The organism is Paenibacillus sp. 01T47 (assembly GCF_056398245.1).
In genome coordinates, this window is sequence record NZ_JBFTPA010000029.1 from 1 (window position 1) to 20,742 (window position 20,742).

The following is a 20,742-nucleotide window of genomic DNA, read 5'->3' on the forward strand; positions in this document are numbered from 1 at the left end:
ATACGATATGATTTCGCAACCGTATTAAGGCTTTCCACTCCATTTAAATAACGCGTGACTGCTTGTATTTTTGTATCTGGACTGAATTTTTTCATAGAAAAACTGCACCTCCAATGTTAGATGGTGTCTAACAATTGGGGTGCAGTTCATATCGGTTGGCTTTTTCAAAATCAAGTCCTGTACAGCTATCTTAAAATCCAGCATAAAACATTAAATATTGATCTGTATTCGCTTTCCAATAATTACGATCATGGCCGCCAGATGAGGTATGAAATTGTACATCAATGCCCTTTGCTTTAAGCTTTGCATATAATTGATCGGTAGAATTAATAACATGCATCATATCTTTATTACCATAATCCAAATAAACCTTTAGATTTTTCAATTCCAGCTGATCTACAAGATAAAGCGGATCTGTCTGCTTTCTCATTTCTTCATCTTTGAATAACCAGCCTAACTTCTCTGTAGAGTCCATAAACATGGCTGGACTATGTCCACCACTTTTGCTGAATAAATCCGGGTGCGTAAATGCTAAAAACAACGCTGCAAAACCGCCCATAGAGAGTCCTCCAATATATCGACCTTCTCTATCGGCGATCGTACTGTAATGGGAATCCACATAACCGATCAAATCCTTGGTCAAGTAATCCTCATATCGCCCGTATTGACGTCCATCCTTGGAATACGTTTGATCAGCGTAATTCGTACCGTAACTGTTGTCATACTGAGGCATAACTATAATTAATGGCTTGATTTTCTGGAGCTTGATCAATTGAGTCGCCTTATCGGACAAGCTCATATCTTTATTCCACGTTTTCTCATTACCTCCTCGACCATGCAGCAAATAAAGGACAGGATAGTCAACGGTTTCCGTATATCCAGCAGGTAAATAAACTTGCAGTTTCATATCTTTATGTAATGCTTCACTATTCATCGTCATTTTTTCCACACGCGCTGCTGGAAGAGCTTTCGAGGACAATGCTTTATTTTCGCTAGTGGCTGCAGTACAGCCGGAATTCGTTAAAACACTGCACAATATCATACTCACAAGTAATATATTCGAGATAAACCTTCTTTCCTTTATTACCATTTTCCACCTACTTATCCTTATTTATATAGCAAAATAATCATACAACCCGTAACTTTGATTAACAATACGTCTAGCGACTATAATCGTGAACGCAGCTAGCTGCACATAGAAAAAGAAATAACCCAAGGGAGATTCTCGTAAAATGGTGTACTACAACCATTACAAAACAAGAATCACACCATGGGTTACACATAACAGCATGTTATATTAGCATAACGGCATTTTATGAATTATAGTTCCAACCATACTTCCATTAGCTGATCCAGCTGCTTTTGGCGCTCCTCCTGCATATTCCAAATGGATTCAAGCGCAGCTGGATCACCCATTGCCGCGATTTGCTCCATTTCCATATTGCCCTCTAGCAGACTAGCTTCAAGCCTCGCGATCTCTTGTTCCAGCTGTTCCTTCGTACGCTCCACTCTTCCACCATGTTTCGGCTTGGTATGCTCAGCTAATTGCCTCGGATCTCGCACAACATGATCTGTTTTAACGGTAACATTGTTCTCGTTCGTTTTATAAGGCTTCCGCTTCGACTTAAAGTCATCGTAATTGCCCAAGTAAGTGTGAATGGCTCCCTCATTAAGCTCCCAAACTCGTTCAGCCAGCCGATTGATAAAATATCGATCATGCGAGATCGCCAGCACCGTTCCATCATAGTTTTCCAATGCTTCCTCCAGCGCCTCGCGGGAGCTGACATCAAGATGATTCGTTGGTTCATCCAGCAGCAATAAATTCGGTTTTTTGCGAATAAGCAGCGCGAGGCGAAGTCGTGACCATTCCCCGCCTGACAGCAAATGAAGTGGTTTAAATACATCCGTTCCATAAAACAAATAGCTGGCCAGTATATTCCTTGCCTCGCCTTCCTCTAAACCGCCCTCCGTTTTAAAAAATTCAAGTACGCTGAGCTGCTTATCGTCAACCTTCTCTTCTTGAGCCAAATAGCCGATATGAAGACGGGCTCCTAGGACTAGCTGTCCATCATCTGGCTGAAGCTCGCCAAGCAGCATCTTAAACAACGTCGTTTTGCCTGAGCCATTGTCCCCGACCAGCACAACCTTCTCACCATAGAATAAGCTGCCCTCAGCTTTATCCAAAATAACCCGATCACCGAATTGTTTAGTTACATTCTCAAAGGTAATCGCCTTACGTCCAGAGCGATCAAGCGCTGTAAGCTCGAAATCAGCGGTCTTCGGATCAAGAACCGGTCGTTTAATCATTTCCAACTTTTCCAAAGCTTTGCGCATGGAAGCGGCGCGTTTAAAAAACTTCTCATTGTCGCCGATACGCCCCCATTCCTCCAAGCGCTTAATCGTTTCCTTCATCTTCTTTATCTGTTTCTGCTGCTCTTGAAAATTCGCAAACTGCTGCAAGAGAAGCTCCTCTTTCTCCTTCACATATCCGCTATAGTTTGTAAGAAAGGTTTGTGCTGTACCATCCTCAAGCTCAATTATTTTGGAGCACACCTCATCAAGAAAATAACGATCATGCGATACGATGACACATGCGCCATCATACTGCTGAATAAATTGCTCCAGCCACTCCATCCCCCGCAAATCCAGATGATTCGTAGGTTCATCAAGCAGCAGCAAAGCCGGTCGGACAATCAACTGGGAGGCAAGTGCAATCCGCGTTTTCTCACCGCCGGACAGGCTGCCAAAGCTTCGTGAATAAACAGCTCGGTCGATACGCAAGCCCGTTGCGACCTGCTCAATTGCCGTATCCATCTCATAACCGCCGCTTCTCTCGAACCTTTCCTGAGCCAGCGAGTATGTTTTCAGCAAACGCTCTAAAGCAGCTGAATCAGCAAGCATTTGCGGACTCGACATCTCTATTTCCATCTGCGTCATCTGATGCTTGCACGCCATTAAGTCTTGATAGCCATAAGCCAAAACTTCATACACGGTCAGCTTATCAAATTCGGCAGGTGTCTGCGGCAAATATCCGATTACCAGCTCCTTCTGTACTGTAAGCATTCCCTCATCTACCTGATCATGACCTGAAATTAGGCGAAGCAATGTCGATTTTCCGCTTCCGTTGCGGCCAATCAACCCGATCTTTTCGCCTGCTTGTATTTGCAGCGTAAGTCCATCAAATATCAGATTCGCGGCGTGGTATTTCTTTATTTCCTGTATATTAACAATAATCATGTGAAGAGCCTCCTGTTAGATGAAGACCCTGACTCTTAAACACAACAAAAAAAGAGCCGCAGCAACAAGCCTGCGACCCTTCGGATGGTAAAGCTATCCGTAGTGGTTAAAGTAGGCGTCTTCTCGCGAATGGTTTAATCGTATGAGCATAATTGGACAGACCTCTCCCGTTCGCGGAAAATGTATGAACAATGCCAGCCATAGCAATCGGCAGCTGGCTAATACGGTTATTGACCATTTCGTGATTCACCTACTTCACCTCCCTTTCATTCATTCCTTTTAAAATAACATAAGGGCAAGTATTCTTGCAATAGCCAAACCAAATTTTGTATTTACAAGGAGTAAGCGTACATGATGTCGAAGATGACATTGTGAAGGAGGCTTATATATGGATAGATTTACACATCTTGGGGTTACGGCATCTTGAAGAAAGACGATAAAGTATTGCTCATCAAAAAAGGCAGAGGGCCGCATACAGGGAAGTGGGATTTCCCAGGAGGGTCGATTGAATTTGGAGAAGAGCCTTATCAAACACTCATTAGAGAGTTTGAAGAAGAGACAGGAATTTCAGCGTTAACTGGCACCATCAAAACGACATTGTCATATACGCTGATCTGGCCCTTTAAAGCGGATAAATTAGAAGAGATGCATCATATCGGCATTATTTATGATGTAAAACTAGTAGATGATACATTTAATTTAAGAACGGATGGCGATGGTCAAGACTCGTTAGGCGCAAAGTGGATTCCTATGCGTGATTTAATAGATATGCCCGTAACTCCGTTTGTAAAAAATATATTTGGCTAGCCGTACATTCCTTATTATTAAACGGAAAGGTGGTATTCAAGTGGAGCTTTATTTTAAAGGCAACTTCTTTAATGCTGGAGAAACAACGATTATGGATGCAAATGGAGCCTCTGCTGGAACTATAGACTTACAAAGCATGTTCAGTGCGATGCTTTCTGTTTATGAATCCGACCTTAGACTCCTCTACAGTGGAAAATTCCGTCTTTTCTCTAGTAAATGGGAAGTTCGTGACGCCGCAGATTCAATCATTGGTGTGCTGAGAACCAGATTTACTTTTTTCAGCAAACGATATGAATACGACGCTGGGGAGCGTGGTCTTTTTCAAATTGAATCTCCTGCCTTCTCTTATGTTTATTCGATCATGGATACGTCAGGGAAAGAGGTTGCTTCCTTTGAAAAAACGAGCACTTGGCTCCAGTCGGGAGCCTTCCGTCTCCACAATCTCTCAACCGTGCTTAATAGCTATGAGCTTATTGCAGTCGTGATGGGTGTTCATAGCATTCAGAAGGCTGCGACAAACGCAGCAGCTACATAGTATTCTTCTTCGTATGAGTAGTTTTACAGCTTTTTGATCATTTTAAAATTGTTTAATTTCACACCTCTCCGTTCCACAACTTGTGACTCGACTTCCCGGTATTCATGACGTTCAAAAAATGGTTTTGCTGTTATGCTCGCATCTGTTTTTATCTCATTTACCCCTAGTCGACCAGCTTCAGCTTCAATTTTTTTCAATAGGGCTGAAGCTACGCCTCTTCTCTGATAATCCTTATGGACATACATTCGATCCAGTTCCCCTCCATATGTCATATCAGCAAATCCTACAATTTGACCGCTGTTCTCAGCGATAAAAGTAATATTTCGAACCATGGATTCCTTCCAAGCTTCGATTTTTTGGTCTGTCTCATCTAGTGGAGCCCAAGCGTTAAGCTGATCTTTTGAATAATGTTGTTTGTTTACTTCATGCACCGTTTCATAGAATAGGGAAACAACCTCACTAATATCCTCTTCAAGGAACCTTCTAATATTCATACTCATTCCTCCAGCTGGATTTTTATGTATAAAAGTAATCGTTTTGCACACTATAAACATATTGCCGTTTTCTATGCGGTCAAAAACAAAAACATGATGAATGGGAGAATACGATGAGAAAAATATCTATGTTAGTCTGTTTGCTATTCCTGACCCAAACATTTGGAATTGTATTAGCACATCCAACTCCAAATGCTGAACCTGCTGGAGTACTTGTCACTATAATTAACAGCGAAGGCCAACATATTGGATCCGCTCAGCTCACCCAAAAAGCTGACAAAGTATATTTGCACATTGAAGCGGAGAAGCTTCCTCCAGGCAAGCATGGTATTCACTTTCACAGCGTGGGCAAATGTGATACTCCTGATTTCAAAACAGCTGAAGCTCATTTCAATCCAGTGAATAAGCAGCATGGCTTTAACAATCCAAAAGGCTACCATAACGGAGACCTCCCCAATATTACGGTAGATGCCGACGGCAAAGTAAAGGCTGATATCGTAAGCAGCGATGTGACGCTCTTGAAAGGCAAACCAAATTCCTTATTAAAGGACGGCGGCACATCCATTATCATCCATGAAAAAGAAGATGATTATGTTACCGATCCATCCGGAAATTCTGGCAATCGTATCGCTTGCGGAGTTATCCAATAAGCTAGCGTGAAAAACGAGAGGCTGTCACAAGGAAATAACCTTGTAACAGCCTTTTTTTGATCTCGATATTTATTTGTTGTAAGCCCGCTGACGCAAGCTTTCGTACAGCAAAACCGTTGCTGCCATCGCTACATTTAACGACTCTGCTTGTCCAACCATCGGAATAATGACCGTTTCATCCATGAGTGCGCGAACTTCAGGAGACAGCCCTTCTGATTCGCTGCCCATCAGCAGCCATGTTGACTGTGTCCAGTCGTAGCCATAGCAGGTATGCTCTGCTTGTAGGCTTGTCCCAATAAGCTTCATGCCTTTTTCTTTCGCTTCGGGCAGAAGTTCTTTTAAATCCGCTTCTATAATAGGCAGATGGAATAAAGAACCCATTGTAGATCTTACGGTTTTCGGATTGTAGAGGTCCACGCAGCCTTTGCCCAAAATAACAGCATCTGCGCCAACCGCATCCGCGCTGCGGATGATCGTTCCCGCATTTCCAGGATCTCGTACGCCGTCAAGCACAACGACAAGCCCGTTTTTGCGATATAATGCCTCTTTATGTACGGACAGCTTTGACAAAATAGCAAATACAGGCGGAGGCGTATCCGTTCCTGTGCATTTTGACATGACCGATCGTGAAGCTTGAACCCACTCCAAACCGAGTGTTGCCTCCGTATCATTCGTTTCTCGCTCCAGCTTAAGCTCTGCGGGAATACCACGTTCTGCATCATAAACAATCGTCGTTACTTTAGCTGTACCTCTCAGCGCTTCCAATACGAGATGAACGCCTTCAATCAGAAATTGGCCGCTGCGATCACGGTATTTTTTGTCTAGCAGCGATGCCCACTGCTTGACTCTGTCATTTTGTACAGATGATAGCAAAGAATCAAAATTTTCATTCATCGTTTGATTTAACCTTCCGAATATGCAATTTCTAAATTTGTTAGATCTGAGTTTTTACCTACAATAACAAGAATATCATCCCTGCCAATTAAATCGTCCGCATATGGAGCGATGTTCATGGTAGAGCCTGTTTTGATAGCCATAACATTACATTTATACTTCGCCCTAATATCGAGCTTCTTCAAGCTTTGTCCAATCATTGGCTCGGGAGCTTTAATTTCAATGATGCTGTAATCGTCTGATATCTCGATATAATCAAGAATGTTAGGCGACACAAGATGATGTGCAACGCGCAGCCCCATATCCCGTTCGGGGAAAACGACCTTATCGGCACCAATTTTGCCTACAACTTTACCATGAAGCTCGTTTTGAGCTTTGACGATTAACGTTTTTACTCCTAAATCCTTCAAAATGAGCGTCGTCAAAATGCTTGACTGAATGTCTTGTCCTATGGCAACGACGACAACATCAAAATTCCGAATACCGAGCGCTCGAAGCGCTTCCTCATCCGTTGAATCAGCGGATACTGCATGAGTTACAAAATTAACGACTTCTTGTACTCGCTGTTCGTTCGAGTCAATAGCTAATACCTCAAAGCCCATATCTGTCAAAGCTTTTGCAATGCTGGAGCCAAAACGCCCCATTCCAATTACTGCGTATTGCTTCTTTGCCATCGATACATAATCCTCCTTACGCGGATGATTGCTGCAGTTATTTAGACAGTATACCATAGCTTGCTCATTCGGATGAAAGAAGCATGCACTGGACATAGTAAATAAGTAAATCCCAATGGGCAGGAGGCTGTTTAGTTTGAAAGAAATTGATCTGCGTCAAGCAATCGTTATGCGTGTGCAGGATAACTCTGCGAAAGATCTATCAGAAGTCATTGAAGACTCAATTGGCTCGGATGAGCGTGCTTTGCCGGGGCTTGGTGTACTTTTTGAGATGATCTGGCAGCAATCCACTGAGCTAGAGCAAGAGCGAATGGTTGATTCCTTATATAGGCATCTTCATCATTCTGAGCATGCTAATCCGTCTCAGTAACGCACAGCTGCAGAATAAACAATTTGGCCTCCGATAATGGTAGCTGTTACCCAAGGCAGGCCATCATAACGATCCACAATAATTAAATCCGCTGCTTTGCCAAGCTCTATGGAACCAATGTCACCATCCACGCCCAATGCCTGCGCTGGATGTAATGAGACCATCCGTACCGCAGCTGGCAAAGCGGCAATCCCTTCATCTGCAAGCTTAAACACAGCTGCCAGCATAGAAGATGGATGGTAGTCTGAGCATAAAATATGGGCAGCACCAGCAGCAATTGCGTCAACCGCCTTTAAATTGTTGTCATGAGACGCGCCTCTTACAACATTAGGAGCACCTACACAAACATGAAGCCCTCGATTAGAAGCATATTTTGCCGTAACCATATTAATTGGAAACTCACAGACAGAAACCCCATAATCAAGCGACTCATCTACCTTCTCCACCGAATCATCGTCATGTGAGGCAACGGCTATGCCAGCTTTAGCTGCTAGTTTGCTCAAATTCTTCAAATGGCCACCGTTTACCAGTTGCCTTTGCTGAATGAGATTATCAACAATTGCACGTACCTCTACAACGCCTACACCCTGATTCTTCATTACATAACGCTCAAATGAGCCGGGTTCACGATATTGGCCTTGCCCGGGTGAATGATCCATAAACGATAAATAATCAATCGCTTTCTCATTCAAAAACCTTTCTACAATGGGCATACCTGCCAGATGTGAAACCTCAAAGCGCAAATGTATACGATTGCGAATCATCGATCGTTTATTGCGATAGCTGTTAATATGCTCAATCATCCCCGTTAGCAAATGATCTCCACGCAGACTAAGCCCTACCCCAAGCGATAATGAATGATACATCGTAGTTATGCCATGCACCGGAAGCTTCCGTTCAAACTCCAGCAATGCCATATCCAAAGGAAACAATGTATTGGGACGCGGCTGCACTTCTTTCTCAATCGCATCGCAATGAATGTCAATTAGACCTGGAAGTATGTATTGCTGCTTCGCATCTATGTTTATAGACTGGGGGTGCAGCTTTATCCAATTGCTGATTGCGAGTTCATCGTGCAGCACAGCAGTTATTCGCCCATCGTTAATAGCAATTGCCCCGTCAGCCATTTGGCCAGGCAAAACGATCTTTCCGTTCGTAATGATCATAGGCTCAGTGCTGGCTCTCAAGCGATTATCCATCGATATACACTTCCCCCGCTCTAAAATGATTGTAATGATTTTACCATATTTTACTTAGAAAAACATACCTAGGAGTTAGATCCTTGATATTTGTAAAAAATACATTAATTCCTCTTTTATACAGATCTAAAGCCTCTATATTATGCTCGAAACAAGCAAAAAAACCGCAAGAATAATTCCTCGCGGCTTTGAAGCATAATAAAGGCAAGAGTCGTCGCCTTTCGTTTCTCATTTTATTCTTCAAGAGGTATTAGCTTGTAAATATCTCCATTTTCAAAAGAATCGATTAAACGATCCAGCCATTTGTAATATTTTAAAGCCTCATCAATCTTTTGTGTATCATTATCAAGCACATCAAGGAAAGCTTGTTCGCTTTCGTATTGAAGCTTTAGAGCATCGATTTCCTTCATTGATCGGTTTAGGGCACTCATATTTTGCTCGACAGCTTTTCTCCATTTAATGGAGAAGTAGTCCGTAAAGTTTTGATGCCAGTTCAGCTCTACTTCATATAAGTCTTTTCTTGAGCCTTTACCCCATACTTTATTTATCATCTTCAGATCATGCAGCGTACGCATGCCAGTACTCATTGAAGTCTTGCTCATGCCCATCGTCTGGCTCATCTCATCAAGTGTAACTGGCTCACGATTAAAGTACATATTGCCGTACAAATGACCAATGGATAACGTAATGCCGTACAAATCCATGTTCTCACCAATTGATTCAATGACGCGGCGCCTTGCTTTATGCAGCTTGGTTAGCTGCTCATCTGTTAATGCTGCAAGCTCATTCATGTCGTTCCTCCTGAGGAGTGTCTTTCCCCCTATCATTCTTACATCAATTATTGTAATCAAATGACCATCCATATGTAAAGAACACGTTTGATACGAAAAAGGGAGTTATTCAGAGTATACAGTATATAAAGTTCGTAAAGTTATAACTGTACGTAGTATACAGAGTCTCACGCCTTTTGACCATAACAAACATAACCAACTAAACTTATGGGAGTCGAAATATTCCAAAGGGGGCACAACATGGCGATTATAGAAGCCAAGAGGCTGACCAAAATTTTCGGAACAGATCCGAAAAAGGCGATCCCGCTGCTGGATAAAGGATGGTCTAAAGAGAAAATTTTTGCAGAAACAAAGCTTACGGTTGGGGTGAACCAAGCCAATTTCTCGATTGAAGAGGGACAAATATTTGTTATTATGGGCTTGTCCGGTAGCGGCAAGTCGACACTTGTACGTCTACTCAATCGATTAATTGAACCTACTTTAGGTCAAGTCCTGTTTAACGGGACAGATGTACTTAAGATGTCACCAGAGCAGCTGCGGCAATTTAGAAGAAAAAATGTAGGTATGGTATTTCAGAAGTTCGCACTGTTTCCGCATCGCACCGTTATTCAAAACATTGAATATGGACTAGAGGTACAGGGCATCGATAAGAAAAAACGCAGAGAAATGGCGATGCATTCGCTAGAGCTTGTTGGATTGAAAGGATGGGCAGACAGCTATCCTGACCAATTAAGCGGCGGTATGCAGCAGCGCGTTGGTCTCGCAAGAGGACTTGCTAACGATCCGGATGTTCTGCTTATGGATGAAGCATTTGGCGCACTCGATCCTTTAATTCGGAAGGATATGCAGGATGAGCTGCTTGAGCTTCAATCCAAAATGAAGAAAACAATTGTTTTCATTACCCATGACTTAAACGAAGCACTGCGGATCGGTGATCAAATCGCTTTGATGAAGGACGGAAGCATCGTGCAAATTGGATCACCTGAAGAAATATTGATGCAGCCAGCGAACAAATATGTTGAGCGTTTCGTCGAGGACGTTGATTTATCCAAAGTATTTACAGCATCACATGTCATGATTAAACCTGAAACGATAACCATCGAGAAAGGTCCGCGTGTTGCTTTGCAATTTATGCGTGACCGCGGAGTATCGAGCCTTTACGTTGTCGACAAAGGTATGCGCCTGCTTGGCGTTATAACGGCAGAAGAAGCAGCGAATGCAATTAAAAACGGCCAAAAGCTTGAAGATGCAATGGAGCGAGAAGCACCATTCGCACAGCCGGATACGCTGCTTAATGAGTTGTTTGAATTAATGAGTAATTCGAAATTCCCCATTTCCATTATTGATGCAAACGGGCGCCTTAAAGGCATCGTCATCAAGGGCGCGGTTCTAGCCGCATTAGCTGGAAATTCCGTATTAGAGGCTGGTGAACGTATTGAATCTACCTAAAATCCCATTAGCTGACTGGATCGAATGGCTGGAAGCTTGGTTTGAAGCTCATTTCGACCCTTTTTTCAAATTAATACGCACAGTTGTCGGCGAAACTGTAAATGGCTTGGATGTCGCTCTCAATTGGTTTCCGGCGCTAGTGCTTATTTTGATATTCACTATTTTGGCTTGGCTTATCGGCAAGTGGAAAATGGGAATATTCACACTTATCGGATTGTTAATTATAGAAAACCTCGGCTTATGGAGCCAAACGATGCAGACACTAGCCCTCGTTTTGACTGCAGCTTTCATATCCGTGCTGATTGGTGTTCCTATTGGAATTTTGTGTGCTCGCTACACCAATTTCCAAAAAATCATTACACCATTGCTTGATCTTATGCAGACGATGCCAGCCTTCGTTTATTTGCTCCCAGCTGTAACGTTTTTCTCCTTGGGTGTTGTTCCTGGCGTGATTTCTTCGATTATTTTTGCAATCCCGCCAACGATACGATTAACGAATCTTGGCATTCGCCAAGTCCCTGCCGAATTAGTAGAAGCAGCAGATGCCTTCGGCTCTACGCCAACGCAAAAATTGTTCAAGCTGCAGCTTCCTATTGCCATGCCAACCATTATGGCCGGCATTAACCAGACCATTATGTTGTCACTATCGATGGTCGTCATTGCATCCATGATTGGTGCTCAAGGTGTAGGAGCTTATGTATATCGTGCAGTGACGCAAGGAAATACCGGCGTTGGGTTTGAAGCTGGTCTTGCTATTGTTATATTAGCCATTATTTTAGACCGACTGACCCAACAAATTATTCGTAAAAGCAAAACCACTTAAACTAATTTTTAAACGTTAAGCGCATGCTCAATGCTAGTTTGCTGCGTTAAATTTGAGCGTATGCTTTCGATGTTAGTTTGCTGCGCAAACTTTAAGCGTATGCTTTCGAAGTATTTTGCTGCGCAAAATTAAAGCGTATGCTTTCGATGTTAGTTTGCTGCGCAAACTTTAAGGAGTGATTTTTTGAAATTTAATAAAATGAGTGTAATTGTTGCTGCTGTTATGACCATGGCTTTAGTCGCTGGATGCTCTTCGAACAATGAAGGCGCAAAGAAAAAAGTAACGCTTGCTTACGTGGCTTGGGATTCTGAGATAGCGAGCACGTATGTTGTGAAGGAAGTACTTGAGCAGAAGCTTAATTACAAAGTTGATATGATGCAAGTTGATGCGGGGCCTATGTGGGCTGGTATTTCTGACGGCAGTGCAGATGCGATGGTAGCTGCATGGCTTCCTACCACACATGCATCGTACATCGAAAAATATAACGGTAAATTTGATGATCTAGGACCAAATCTTGAAGGAACAAAAATTGGTCTAGTCGTTCCTAAATATATGGATGTTAACAGCATTGATGAGCTTAACGATGCCGTTGGCGCTGAAGTAGATCATACGATTATCGGTATTGAGCCGGGTGCTGGTCTCATGATGTCGACAGAGAAAGTATTAGATCAATATAATCTGCGAGATAAATGGAAGCTGCTTGAGAGTTCCTCTGCAGCGATGACTCAGCAGCTTGAGAAGGCTTATGCTAACAAAGAGCCGATTGTTGTGACAGGCTGGACACCGCACTGGATGTTCGCCAAGATGGAGCTCAAATATTTGGCAGATCCTAAAAATGTATATGGCGGAGATGAACAAATTCATACAATCGCCCGTCAAGGACTAAAGGATGATCTGCCTGAAGCTTATGCATTCCTCGATCAGTTTAATTGGACGCCAGATGATATGGCTTCCGTTATGATCAAAATCCAAGAAGGCGAGACGCCAGAAGCAGCTGCCAAAGCATGGGTTGAGCAAAATCCTGACAAGATTGCAGCTTGGATAAAATAATAGCCAACATTCGAAAGAAGCTGTCTCAAAAGTATTCAGATCGATGGATCAATAGCTCACTTTGGACAAAATGTTGGAGAGCATGAAAAAATAGCGCATCAAAGGCTATTCCCGGCGGATTCAATTATTGGTCTCGCCGGCATTGCATAATACCTTAATCATTTCTCTAACGAGCCGTATCATGCTTATTATGCAGAAAACGACTCTTCTTTCATTTTAACGAACCTGATAAACGTTATATCATGATTTACATGGTGTTCCGAGCTGTTTTACTCGAAATAACGATTCTGGAGTTCGTTAAAATTTAAATCCATTACGAATCGTTTAAATAAGACCTACTAGGTTCGTAAGCAATACGTTGGATAAGGTGAGGACATCGTCCGGCCTAAGTTCCAACAAAAACAAAGCAAGAGCTGTTCCAATCGTAGATACATCTACTTTTGGGACAGCTCTTTTTTTAAGTTATTTATTAATGACTTTACATTCTAGCCGTTAATGCTCTTCAGCCTTTATTAATCCAAGCAGAATGGCTGCAAACCAAGCGGCAATGGCGCTGGGCGCTCACAAGTGCTCTTCATAACATAATGCATGCCTTGTTCTGACGCGTCATGGAAGCCATGCATAGCTTCGAGTACATGATAAGCAAGCTCGCCATTAGCGCGATGCTTACGACCGGTTTGAATCGCTTTGGCCATGTCTGCTGCACCGACACCACGAGCGTTCTCTGTGTATCCGTAAGCAAGCGGAATATCTGACCATTCATTTGAGCCCGCACGCCAAATTTTAATTTGTCCGCCAAACCCGTTAGGATCTGGAACAAGAAGTGTGCCCGCGCTGCCGTATATTTCGATTCGAGGAAGCGTTGAGCCGCCTTTCACATCAAAGCTCGTGAGCAATGTTCCGATTGGACCAGATGCAAAGTCCATCACTCCAGCGATATGAGTTGGTACTTCAACCTCTACCTGCTGGCCGTATTTCGGTTTGCTTGTAATCGTTCTCTCTGGGAAAGAGATACGTGCCGAACCCGTTACACGAGTGATTGGTCCAAGCAGCGCTACTAGCGCGGTTAAATAGTATGGCCCCATATCAAACATCGGGCCGCCGCCCTTTTGATAATAAAATTCAGGAGCCGGATGCCATGATTCATGCCCGCCGCACACCATGAATGCAGTCGCGCCAATCGGCGTACCGATCCATCCGTCCTCAAGCAGCTTAATGCTCGTTTGGATGCCGCCGCCAAGGAATGTATCCGGCGCGCTTCCAACATAAAGACCTTTTTTCTCAGCAAGCTCAAGTACCTGCTGCGCCTCTTCACGAGTAACTGCAAATGGCTTCTCAACATAAACATGTTTGCCTGCTTCAAGAGCTTGCAAGCACACCGAAGCATGCGCTTGTGGGATCGTCAAATTGATTATCATTTGAACTTCCGGATCAGCAAGCAGCTCCTCAACCGAACAACCGCGAACGCCAAACTGCTCGCCTTTTGCTTTGGCTCTCTCCACATCTAAATCTGCGCAAGCTACAACCTGCAAGGCATCAAAACGATTGCCGTTTTCAAAATAGATGCCGCTAATATTGCCTGTTCCTATAATGCCTGCTTTGATCTTTTCCATAATCTCTAGTCCCTCTTCTCATATCCTAAGATTATTATAATTGCGATTTACAACTGATTATCTGCCATACCGCTATAAGCAGAAGCTGTTTTGCCTGCTGCCAGCGCATTTGCTTTACCTTCCGCACACCACAAGAAGCCGCGTCTCATAAGCTCTTTCACCGCTTCAATCTCTATAATATTAGCTTGATGACCAAGCGAGTTGTAATATACGCGTCCAACACCCCAACGCTTCGTCCATACAACCGGCATATCGACTGCCTTGTTGAGTGAATGCGGTCCCGGTGTCAGCGGAAAACGTGTTGTCGCCAGCACTTCAACTGCCGGATCCACATGCAAATAATATTGCTCAGAGCTGACAACAAAATCTTCAATGCCTTCTGTCAGCTGACTGGATGAATTATTAATATTAACCGTGTATTCAACACCGTCATTGCCTGGGTGAGCTACCCATTGTCCGCCAGTCATAAACTGCCAGTCTACATTTTCACGGAACGCATCGCACATTCCGCCATGGCATCCTGCCAAGCCTACGCCGCTTTGAACAGCTGCAGATACATTATCGACAAGCTTCTGCTCGATCCGTGCCATCGTCCATACGGGTACGATAAGATCAAGTCCCAACAGTTTTTCTGCATCTGCAAATGCTTCCAATGTGTCGGACACCTCTACCTCAAAGTCCTCAGCTGCAAGCACCTCACGAAAAATTTCTGCTACCTCTTTCGGCTGATGTCCATCCCAGCCGCCCCATACGATTAGTGCTTTTTTCATTACCTTCTCCTGCCTCTCTCCAAGCGCTAAGTAATCTCCTAACTAATAACCCTATATGTCTTACGATAATTCGCTAATTGCTACCCAGCGGCGTTCTGCAATCGAACGATCTACCGCCTCCAGAACCTCTTGGCATTTCACGCCATCTACAAAGTTCGGAACGGGCTGACGATCTTCAGCAAAAGCTTGCATCAGCTCATGCATTTCATGTGTAAACGTGTGCTCGTATCCAATGGTATGTCCAGCTGGCCACCAAGCGTCCATATACGCATGCGATGGATCGGTTGCAAGTACGCGGCGGAAGCCTTGAACATCCTCGGCATCATCGGTGAAATAAACTTGAAGCTCATTCATCCGCTCAAAATCAAACTTGATGCTTCCTTTACTGCCGTTAATTTCAAAAGCGTTCGTACAGCGATGGCCGGCTGCGAAGCGAGTCGCCTCAAAGCTGCCCAGCGCGCCGTTAGCAAAGCGTGTCATAAACATAGTTGCATCATCCACTGTTACTTCTCCGAGCGGTCCACCCTCGCTTCCCTTTGCGCTAAGGCCTGTCATAGCTGAAGCAATCGGACGCTCTTTAACGAAAGTTTCGCTCATGCCGATAACCTCATTGAATTCTCCAACGAGAAAACGCGCCATATCTATCAAATGTGCTCCTAAATCACCATGGGAGCCGGAGCCTGCAATTTCCTTCTGAAGACGCCATACGAGCGGGAAGCTCGGATCGATAATCCAATCTTGCAAAAACACAGCACGGAAATGATAGATTTCGCCGAGCCTGCCATCTGACACCAATTTTTTGGCAAGCTGTACAGCAGGTGCAAATCGATAGTTAAAACCTACCATATGCTTCACGCCTGCTTTTTCTGCAGCATCAAGCATTTCACGAGAGTCTTCAAGCGTAAGCGCCAAAGGCTTCTCACAAAAGATATGTTTGCCAGCTGCCGCTGCTGCTAGAGCGATAGCTTTATGTGCATCACTTGGTGCATTAATATCGATTAAGTCGATATCCTCGCGATTAACGAGTGCATTCCAATCCGTTTCAGCACTTTCCCAGCCGAATTGTGACCGTGCTTGTTCAACGCCTTCTGGATCGCGACCACAAATGGCCGTCATCTCCGGTTTAATCGCATTCGGGAAAAACATCGGAAGCGCGCGGTATGCGTTGCTATGTGCCTTCCCCATAAACTTATAACCAACCATGCCAACTTTTACTTTATCCATAATAATCCGCCTCTCTTAAGCGTAAACGCCTTATGCTGCCTCTAGCGATAAGATCGCGTCCCGCAATTGAAATAGAATGGAGCAGAAAAACTCGTATTCAGGATTTAACGTTTGAGTCTTGACGTTTCTCTTGTGATCAAGCTGACTGGTAAAACATCTGTTTGTGAATCTGTCGTTTTCGTTTTCTGATCCGGGTCCAGCAATCTAGCAGCTGCAAGCTTACCCATTTCATAGAAAGGAACAGCAACGGTTGAAAGCCTTGGACTAATGATGCGCGAGCCGTCTGAGTCATCATATCCAACTAGCGCATAATGCTCGCCAGCTTCAACTCCCAGTTCCCGCAAGCGCTGCATCAGGCCGATTGCCATTCGATCATTAGCCGCAAATACCGCATCGATATTGCCTTCTTTAATTTGTTCCGCCAATTGCTCCGCGAGCTCCGCTCCGCTCTTTCGGCTGTAATTACCGTGATAGATTAGACTAGGCTCATAAGCAAGTCCCGCTTCCATTAGAGCCGCTTTGTAGCCTTCCTGCCTATCGGCACTATTGGAATATTGCAGCGGGCCGTTAACAAAAGCAATTCTGCGGCTGCCCTGACTCAACAAATGCGATACGGCCGCCTTGCTGCCTGAAACATGGTCAGCATCGACAGTACGATAATGCTCCGCATCAAACCGCTGATTCACAAGGCAGAAAGGAAAGTTTTCAGCCTTCAGCTCAGCAAGGGCGGCTCTTTCCTCAGGCACATTTTGTGAGCCTAAAACGATGCAAGCATCAATCTTATGCGTGCGAAATAGCTTAGCGTAATCTCTCGCCCCATCCGGTTCTCTAAAAATAAGAAGCAGGTCATAGCCGCAGCGCTTCGCTGTTTCACCGATTCCACTTAATATTTCCGAAAAATAGTAAGTGGAAAACAAATGAACCTTTGGCACGAATGGCAATATGACGCCAATATTCCCGCTTTTCCTTCGAGCAAATTGCTGAGCAAGCGCATTCGGTACGTATCCAAGCTCAGCCGCGGCTTGTAATACACGTTCACGCGTTTCCTCTTTGATAGGGCCGACGCTGTTCATCACTCTCGAAACAGTCGCCTCTGAAACACCAGCTAGTTTCGCAACTTCTTTCCTGCTAATAATCATTTTCCTCCTGAAAAACTAATATGCTAAGTTGTCATTTCATTTTAATGTACACGCGTACATTATTGCATGAAAACGTTTTAGCGTCAATAAACTTTTTGCATATTTTTCTATCGTTGCCCTCATTACAAAAAAAACGATCCAGAACGCTTGCATCGGCGTCCCAGATCGTTTTTTCTCGTTGTCTCTTATAGTTACCTACTTCTTCGCTATTTCATTAATCCATTCAAAAACAGCGGACAGCGCATTTGCTTCCTCGCTCAAGTTCATCCTATCGATATAGGATTTACGGTTTTGGTACAAACGCTCGACACTCTCAACAAGCGTGCTTGCCGTCAGCTTCTCTTCATACAATACGTCGGCATAACCCGATTTCTCAAAAGACTGGGCATTCAAAATTTGATCGCCTCGGCTCTGTTCCCTTGTTAGAGGAATAAGCAGCATCGGCTTCTTTAAGGATAAAAATTCAAAAATGGAATTAGAGCCTGCTCGTGAAATCACAAGGTCCGTCATCGCCAAAACATCCGGTAATTGCTCATTCACAAATTCGAATTGCTTATAGCCAGGCATAGCAAGCGACGGGTCAACTTGATTTTTACCGCAGAGATGAACGATTTGAAAGCTTTTGGTAAGGCTTGTTAATGACTGTCTGACCGCCTGATTAATTTTGCGTGCACCCAAGCTTCCACCCATAATTAAGATGACAGGCTTGTTTTTGGTAAATCCGCAAAAGGTTCTGCCTCTATCCGCGTTGCCCTGCTTCACTTCCTCACGTATAACTGCCCCTACATGCCTGCTTTTATCAGCCTTCAGCATGCTGCCTGTTTCAGGAAAAGTCGTACATACCCCTGTAGCAAAAGGGATCGATAACCGATTGGCGAGACCTGGCGTCAGATCGGATTCATGAATAAGCAGCGGCACCTTGTTTAGCCATGCGCCAATAACGACAGGTACGGATACAAATCCGCCTTTGGAGAAGATGACGTTCGGTTTATTTTGCTTAATGAGGCGATAAGCTTGATAAAGGCCTTTTACTACCTTGAACGGGTCCTTAATGTTCTGAATATCCATGTACCTTCTCAGCTTTCCCGTCGATATCGGAAAATACTTAACCTCTGGAATCGTTGCGATAAGCTGCCTTTCAATACCGCTCTCCGATCCGATATATTGGACTGACCAGCCCTCTTCCAAAAAATGCGGGATCAAGGCCATATTAACGGTAACGTGTCCGGCTGAGCCTCCCCCGGTGAACATGATTGTTTTCATGAATGACTAGCCACCTATCGTTTTTTATCCAATTATTATACGGGTAAAGATTCGTTTTAGCACTGAAATTCAAGGAGATGGATATAAAAAGCATCCCCAGCCGCAAGCGCTGCTGCGCGATTGGCCGAGGATGCTTTAAACGTGCCTATATCCCTACCCTTAAGGCGCAGTTTCCAGAAACTTAGACGTTGGATTCTTGTCTACTGCCGTACGCATCGCATATTCGTTCTCGAACAAGACGACAAAGTTGCCCTTCTTGTCCTTTACGAGCGTCGTATTGATTCGGAATTTGCTAGGGTCAATATTATCATCAACGATCCAGCGGGCAAATTGGAACTGCATCCGGTGCAATTGAATATCTACGCCGTACTCCGCTTTCATTCGATGCTCAAATACCTCAAATTGCAAGTGACCAACAACGCCGAGAATCGTCTCGTCGAAGTTGCCTGTGGAGTGGAACACTTGAATCGTGCCTTCCTCCGTAAGCTGATCAATGCCTTTTTGGTACTGCTTGTGCTTCAACGCATTTTTAACGGTTACTTTAGCAAAAATTTCAGGCGAGAACGTTGGAAGCTCATCGAACACAACTTCGCCGCCTTGTGATAATGAATCGCCTATTCGGAAAATGCCTGGATCAAACAAACCGATAATATCGCCCGGATACGCCGTATCCACGATATCACGGTCTTGCGCTAGAAACTGCTGCGGCTGCGCAAGCTTAATGTCCTTGCCATTACGCACATGACGAACGCTCATTCCGCGCTCAAATTTGCCGGAGCAAATCCGAAGAAAAGCAATTCGGTCACGATGGGCCGGGTTCATATTCGCTTGAATTTTGAAAACATATCCCGTAAATTTCTCATTCGTCGGATCAACCTGACCTGTCGTGCTGTTGCGCGACGTCGGCTTAGGAGCCAGCTGAAGGAAGTTTTCTAGAAAAGTTTGCACGCCAAAGTTATTAACCGCGCTTCCGAAGAAAAGAGGCGTCAATTCACCCGCTTGCACTTTCTCAAAATCAAATTGATCACCAGCGACATCCAGCAGCTCAAGATCACCAATAAGCTGATCTGTTAAATAATCTCCAGCCATCTCACGAATAACAGGATCATTATAATCGCTAACGGGACGAACCTCGATTGTCGAGTGGTCATTTCCTTGGAAAAGCTCGACCTGTGTTTTCATTCGGTCATAAACACCGCAAAGCTCACGTCCCATGCCAATTGGCCAGTTCATTGGAACAGCGCGAATGCCCAAGACACGCTCAAGCTCCTCCATTAATTCAAACGGACTTTGACCTTCACGGTCCAGCTTGTTAATAAAAGTGAAAATCGGAATGCCGCGTTTGCGGCAAACCTGGAACAGCTTGATCGTTTGTGCCTCGACACCTTTGGCAACGTCAATAAGCATGACGGCGCTGTCGGCTGCGGTAAGCGTACGATATGTGTCCTCACTGAAATCTTGGTGACCAGGCGTATCAAGAATGTTAACGCGATGTCCCAAATAATCGAACTGCATTACGCTGGACGTTACCGAGATACCACGCTGCTTCTCAATTTCCATCCAGTCGGATGTTGCATGACGGCTCGCTTTGCGCGCCTTAACTGACCCTGCAAGCCGAATGGCTCCTCCGAATAGGAGGAGCTTCTCAGTGAGGGTCGTTTTTCCTGCATCCGGGTGAGAGATAATCGCGAATGTGCGGCGCTTATCTACTTCCTGTTTAATTTCTTCACTTAACGATTGGCTCATGCTTGTCTTCCCTT

General features: G+C 44.3%; 21 protein-coding genes. 7 read left to right on the plus strand and 14 right to left on the minus strand.

Going from position 1 to position 20,742, the window contains the following annotated elements; translation table 11 throughout:
* Nucleotides 1-190: 190 nt before the first annotated feature.
* The 3 genes from AC1DOV_RS31470 to AC1DOV_RS31480 form a co-directional block, all read right to left on the minus strand.
* The gene (locus AC1DOV_RS31470; protein WP_477551940.1) at nt 191-1,042 is read right to left on the minus strand and encodes an alpha/beta hydrolase; all 852 of its coding nucleotides are present in this window, start codon (nt 1,040-1,042) and stop codon (nt 191-193) included.
* 278 nt (nt 1,043-1,320) lie between these two features.
* Complete coding sequence (gene abc-f / locus AC1DOV_RS31475; RefSeq protein ID WP_477551918.1) at nt 1,321-3,237, minus strand: ribosomal protection-like ABC-F family protein; 1,917 nt, start codon at nt 3,235-3,237, stop codon at nt 1,321-1,323.
* 106 nt (nt 3,238-3,343) lie between these two features.
* Entirely contained in the window at nt 3,344-3,487 is a 144-nt protein-coding gene (locus AC1DOV_RS31480; RefSeq protein ID WP_179089924.1) for a hypothetical protein, read from the minus strand.
* Between the two features lie 173 nt (nt 3,488-3,660).
* Here AC1DOV_RS31480 and AC1DOV_RS31485 point away from each other — a divergent pair, with 173 nt between their 5' ends.
* On the plus strand, nt 3,661-4,044 hold the full coding sequence (locus AC1DOV_RS31485; RefSeq protein WP_477551919.1) for an NUDIX domain-containing protein: 384 nt from the start codon (nt 3,661-3,663) through the stop codon (nt 4,042-4,044).
* A gap of 40 nt (nt 4,045-4,084) precedes the next feature.
* Complete coding sequence (locus AC1DOV_RS31490) at nt 4,085-4,579, plus strand: hypothetical protein (RefSeq protein ID WP_477551920.1); 495 nt, start codon at nt 4,085-4,087, stop codon at nt 4,577-4,579.
* A 23-nt stretch (nt 4,580-4,602) separates the two neighbouring features.
* On the opposite strand, the gene AC1DOV_RS31495 is transcribed toward AC1DOV_RS31490, so the two are convergent.
* Complete coding sequence (locus AC1DOV_RS31495) at nt 4,603-5,073, minus strand: GNAT family N-acetyltransferase (protein ID WP_477551921.1); 471 nt, start codon at nt 5,071-5,073, stop codon at nt 4,603-4,605.
* 113 nt (nt 5,074-5,186) lie between these two features.
* Here AC1DOV_RS31495 and AC1DOV_RS31500 point away from each other — a divergent pair, with 113 nt between their 5' ends.
* Entirely contained in the window at nt 5,187-5,723 is a 537-nt protein-coding gene (locus AC1DOV_RS31500; RefSeq protein ID WP_477551922.1) for a superoxide dismutase family protein, read from the plus strand.
* 69 nt (nt 5,724-5,792) lie between these two features.
* Here the strand turns inward: AC1DOV_RS31500 and AC1DOV_RS31505 are convergent, their stop codons facing one another.
* Together AC1DOV_RS31505 and AC1DOV_RS31510 are read right to left on the minus strand one after the other, a co-directional pair.
* Complete coding sequence (locus AC1DOV_RS31505) at nt 5,793-6,617, minus strand: TrmH family RNA methyltransferase (protein WP_477511583.1); 825 nt, start codon at nt 6,615-6,617, stop codon at nt 5,793-5,795.
* An 8-nt stretch (nt 6,618-6,625) separates the two neighbouring features.
* Entirely contained in the window at nt 6,626-7,348 is a 723-nt protein-coding gene (locus AC1DOV_RS31510; RefSeq protein ID WP_076271060.1) for a potassium channel family protein, read from the minus strand.
* Nucleotides 7,349-7,427: 79 nt separating this feature from the next.
* Here AC1DOV_RS31510 and sspI point away from each other — a divergent pair, with 79 nt between their 5' ends.
* On the plus strand, nt 7,428-7,661 hold the full coding sequence (gene sspI / locus AC1DOV_RS31515; protein ID WP_477551923.1) for a small acid-soluble spore protein SspI: 234 nt from the start codon (nt 7,428-7,430) through the stop codon (nt 7,659-7,661).
* Here sspI and AC1DOV_RS31520 read toward each other — a convergent pair.
* Together AC1DOV_RS31520 and AC1DOV_RS31525 are read right to left on the minus strand one after the other, a co-directional pair.
* On the minus strand, nt 7,655-8,860 hold the full coding sequence (locus tag AC1DOV_RS31520) for an alpha-D-ribose 1-methylphosphonate 5-triphosphate diphosphatase (RefSeq protein ID WP_477551924.1): 1,206 nt from the start codon (nt 8,858-8,860) through the stop codon (nt 7,655-7,657). The genes sspI and AC1DOV_RS31520 overlap by 7 nt on opposite strands.
* A 233-nt stretch (nt 8,861-9,093) precedes the next feature.
* The gene (locus tag AC1DOV_RS31525; RefSeq protein WP_477551925.1) at nt 9,094-9,651 is read right to left on the minus strand and encodes a GbsR/MarR family transcriptional regulator; all 558 of its coding nucleotides are present in this window, start codon (nt 9,649-9,651) and stop codon (nt 9,094-9,096) included.
* Nucleotides 9,652-9,891: 240 nt separating this feature from the next.
* Between AC1DOV_RS31525 and AC1DOV_RS31530 the strand changes: the two genes are divergently transcribed.
* The 3 genes from AC1DOV_RS31530 (at nt 9,892) to AC1DOV_RS31540 (ending at nt 12,973) form a co-directional block, all read left to right on the plus strand.
* Nucleotides 9,892-11,100 carry a quaternary amine ABC transporter ATP-binding protein gene (locus AC1DOV_RS31530; protein ID WP_441879374.1) on the plus strand — a complete coding sequence of 403 codons (1,209 nt, stop codon included), beginning with the start codon at nt 9,892-9,894 and terminating at the stop codon, nt 11,098-11,100.
* Nucleotides 11,087-11,923: an ABC transporter permease gene (locus AC1DOV_RS31535; protein WP_076270998.1), complete on the plus strand. Its 837-nt coding sequence runs from the start codon at nt 11,087-11,089 to the stop codon at nt 11,921-11,923. Before AC1DOV_RS31530 ends, AC1DOV_RS31535 begins: the two co-directional genes overlap by 14 nt.
* A 183-nt stretch (nt 11,924-12,106) precedes the next feature.
* Entirely contained in the window at nt 12,107-12,973 is an 867-nt protein-coding gene (locus tag AC1DOV_RS31540; protein ID WP_477551926.1) for a glycine betaine ABC transporter substrate-binding protein, read from the plus strand.
* 512 nt (nt 12,974-13,485) lie between these two features.
* Here AC1DOV_RS31540 and AC1DOV_RS31545 read toward each other — a convergent pair.
* The 6 genes from AC1DOV_RS31545 to AC1DOV_RS31570 form a co-directional block, all read right to left on the minus strand.
* Complete coding sequence (locus tag AC1DOV_RS31545; protein WP_477551927.1) at nt 13,486-14,586, minus strand: Gfo/Idh/MocA family protein; 1,101 nt, start codon at nt 14,584-14,586, stop codon at nt 13,486-13,488.
* Nucleotides 14,587-14,633: 47 nt separating this feature from the next.
* Nucleotides 14,634-15,356 (minus strand): ThuA domain-containing protein, encoded by a 723-nt coding sequence (locus tag AC1DOV_RS31550; RefSeq protein ID WP_076270996.1) that lies wholly within the window; start codon nt 15,354-15,356, stop codon nt 14,634-14,636.
* A 60-nt stretch (nt 15,357-15,416) separates the two neighbouring features.
* The gene (locus AC1DOV_RS31555) at nt 15,417-16,580 is read right to left on the minus strand and encodes a Gfo/Idh/MocA family protein (RefSeq protein WP_441879379.1); all 1,164 of its coding nucleotides are present in this window, start codon (nt 16,578-16,580) and stop codon (nt 15,417-15,419) included.
* Between the two features lie 104 nt (nt 16,581-16,684).
* The gene (locus AC1DOV_RS31560; RefSeq protein WP_477551928.1) at nt 16,685-17,719 is read right to left on the minus strand and encodes a LacI family DNA-binding transcriptional regulator; all 1,035 of its coding nucleotides are present in this window, start codon (nt 17,717-17,719) and stop codon (nt 16,685-16,687) included.
* A 195-nt stretch (nt 17,720-17,914) separates the two neighbouring features.
* Nucleotides 17,915-18,982: an undecaprenyldiphospho-muramoylpentapeptide beta-N-acetylglucosaminyltransferase gene (locus AC1DOV_RS31565; RefSeq protein ID WP_477551929.1), complete on the minus strand. Its 1,068-nt coding sequence runs from the start codon at nt 18,980-18,982 to the stop codon at nt 17,915-17,917.
* 159 nt (nt 18,983-19,141) lie between these two features.
* Nucleotides 19,142-20,728, minus strand: a complete 1,587-nt coding sequence (locus AC1DOV_RS31570) for a peptide chain release factor 3 (protein ID WP_477551930.1) — start codon at nt 20,726-20,728, stop codon at nt 19,142-19,144.
* Nucleotides 20,729-20,742: the final 14 nt, after the last annotated feature.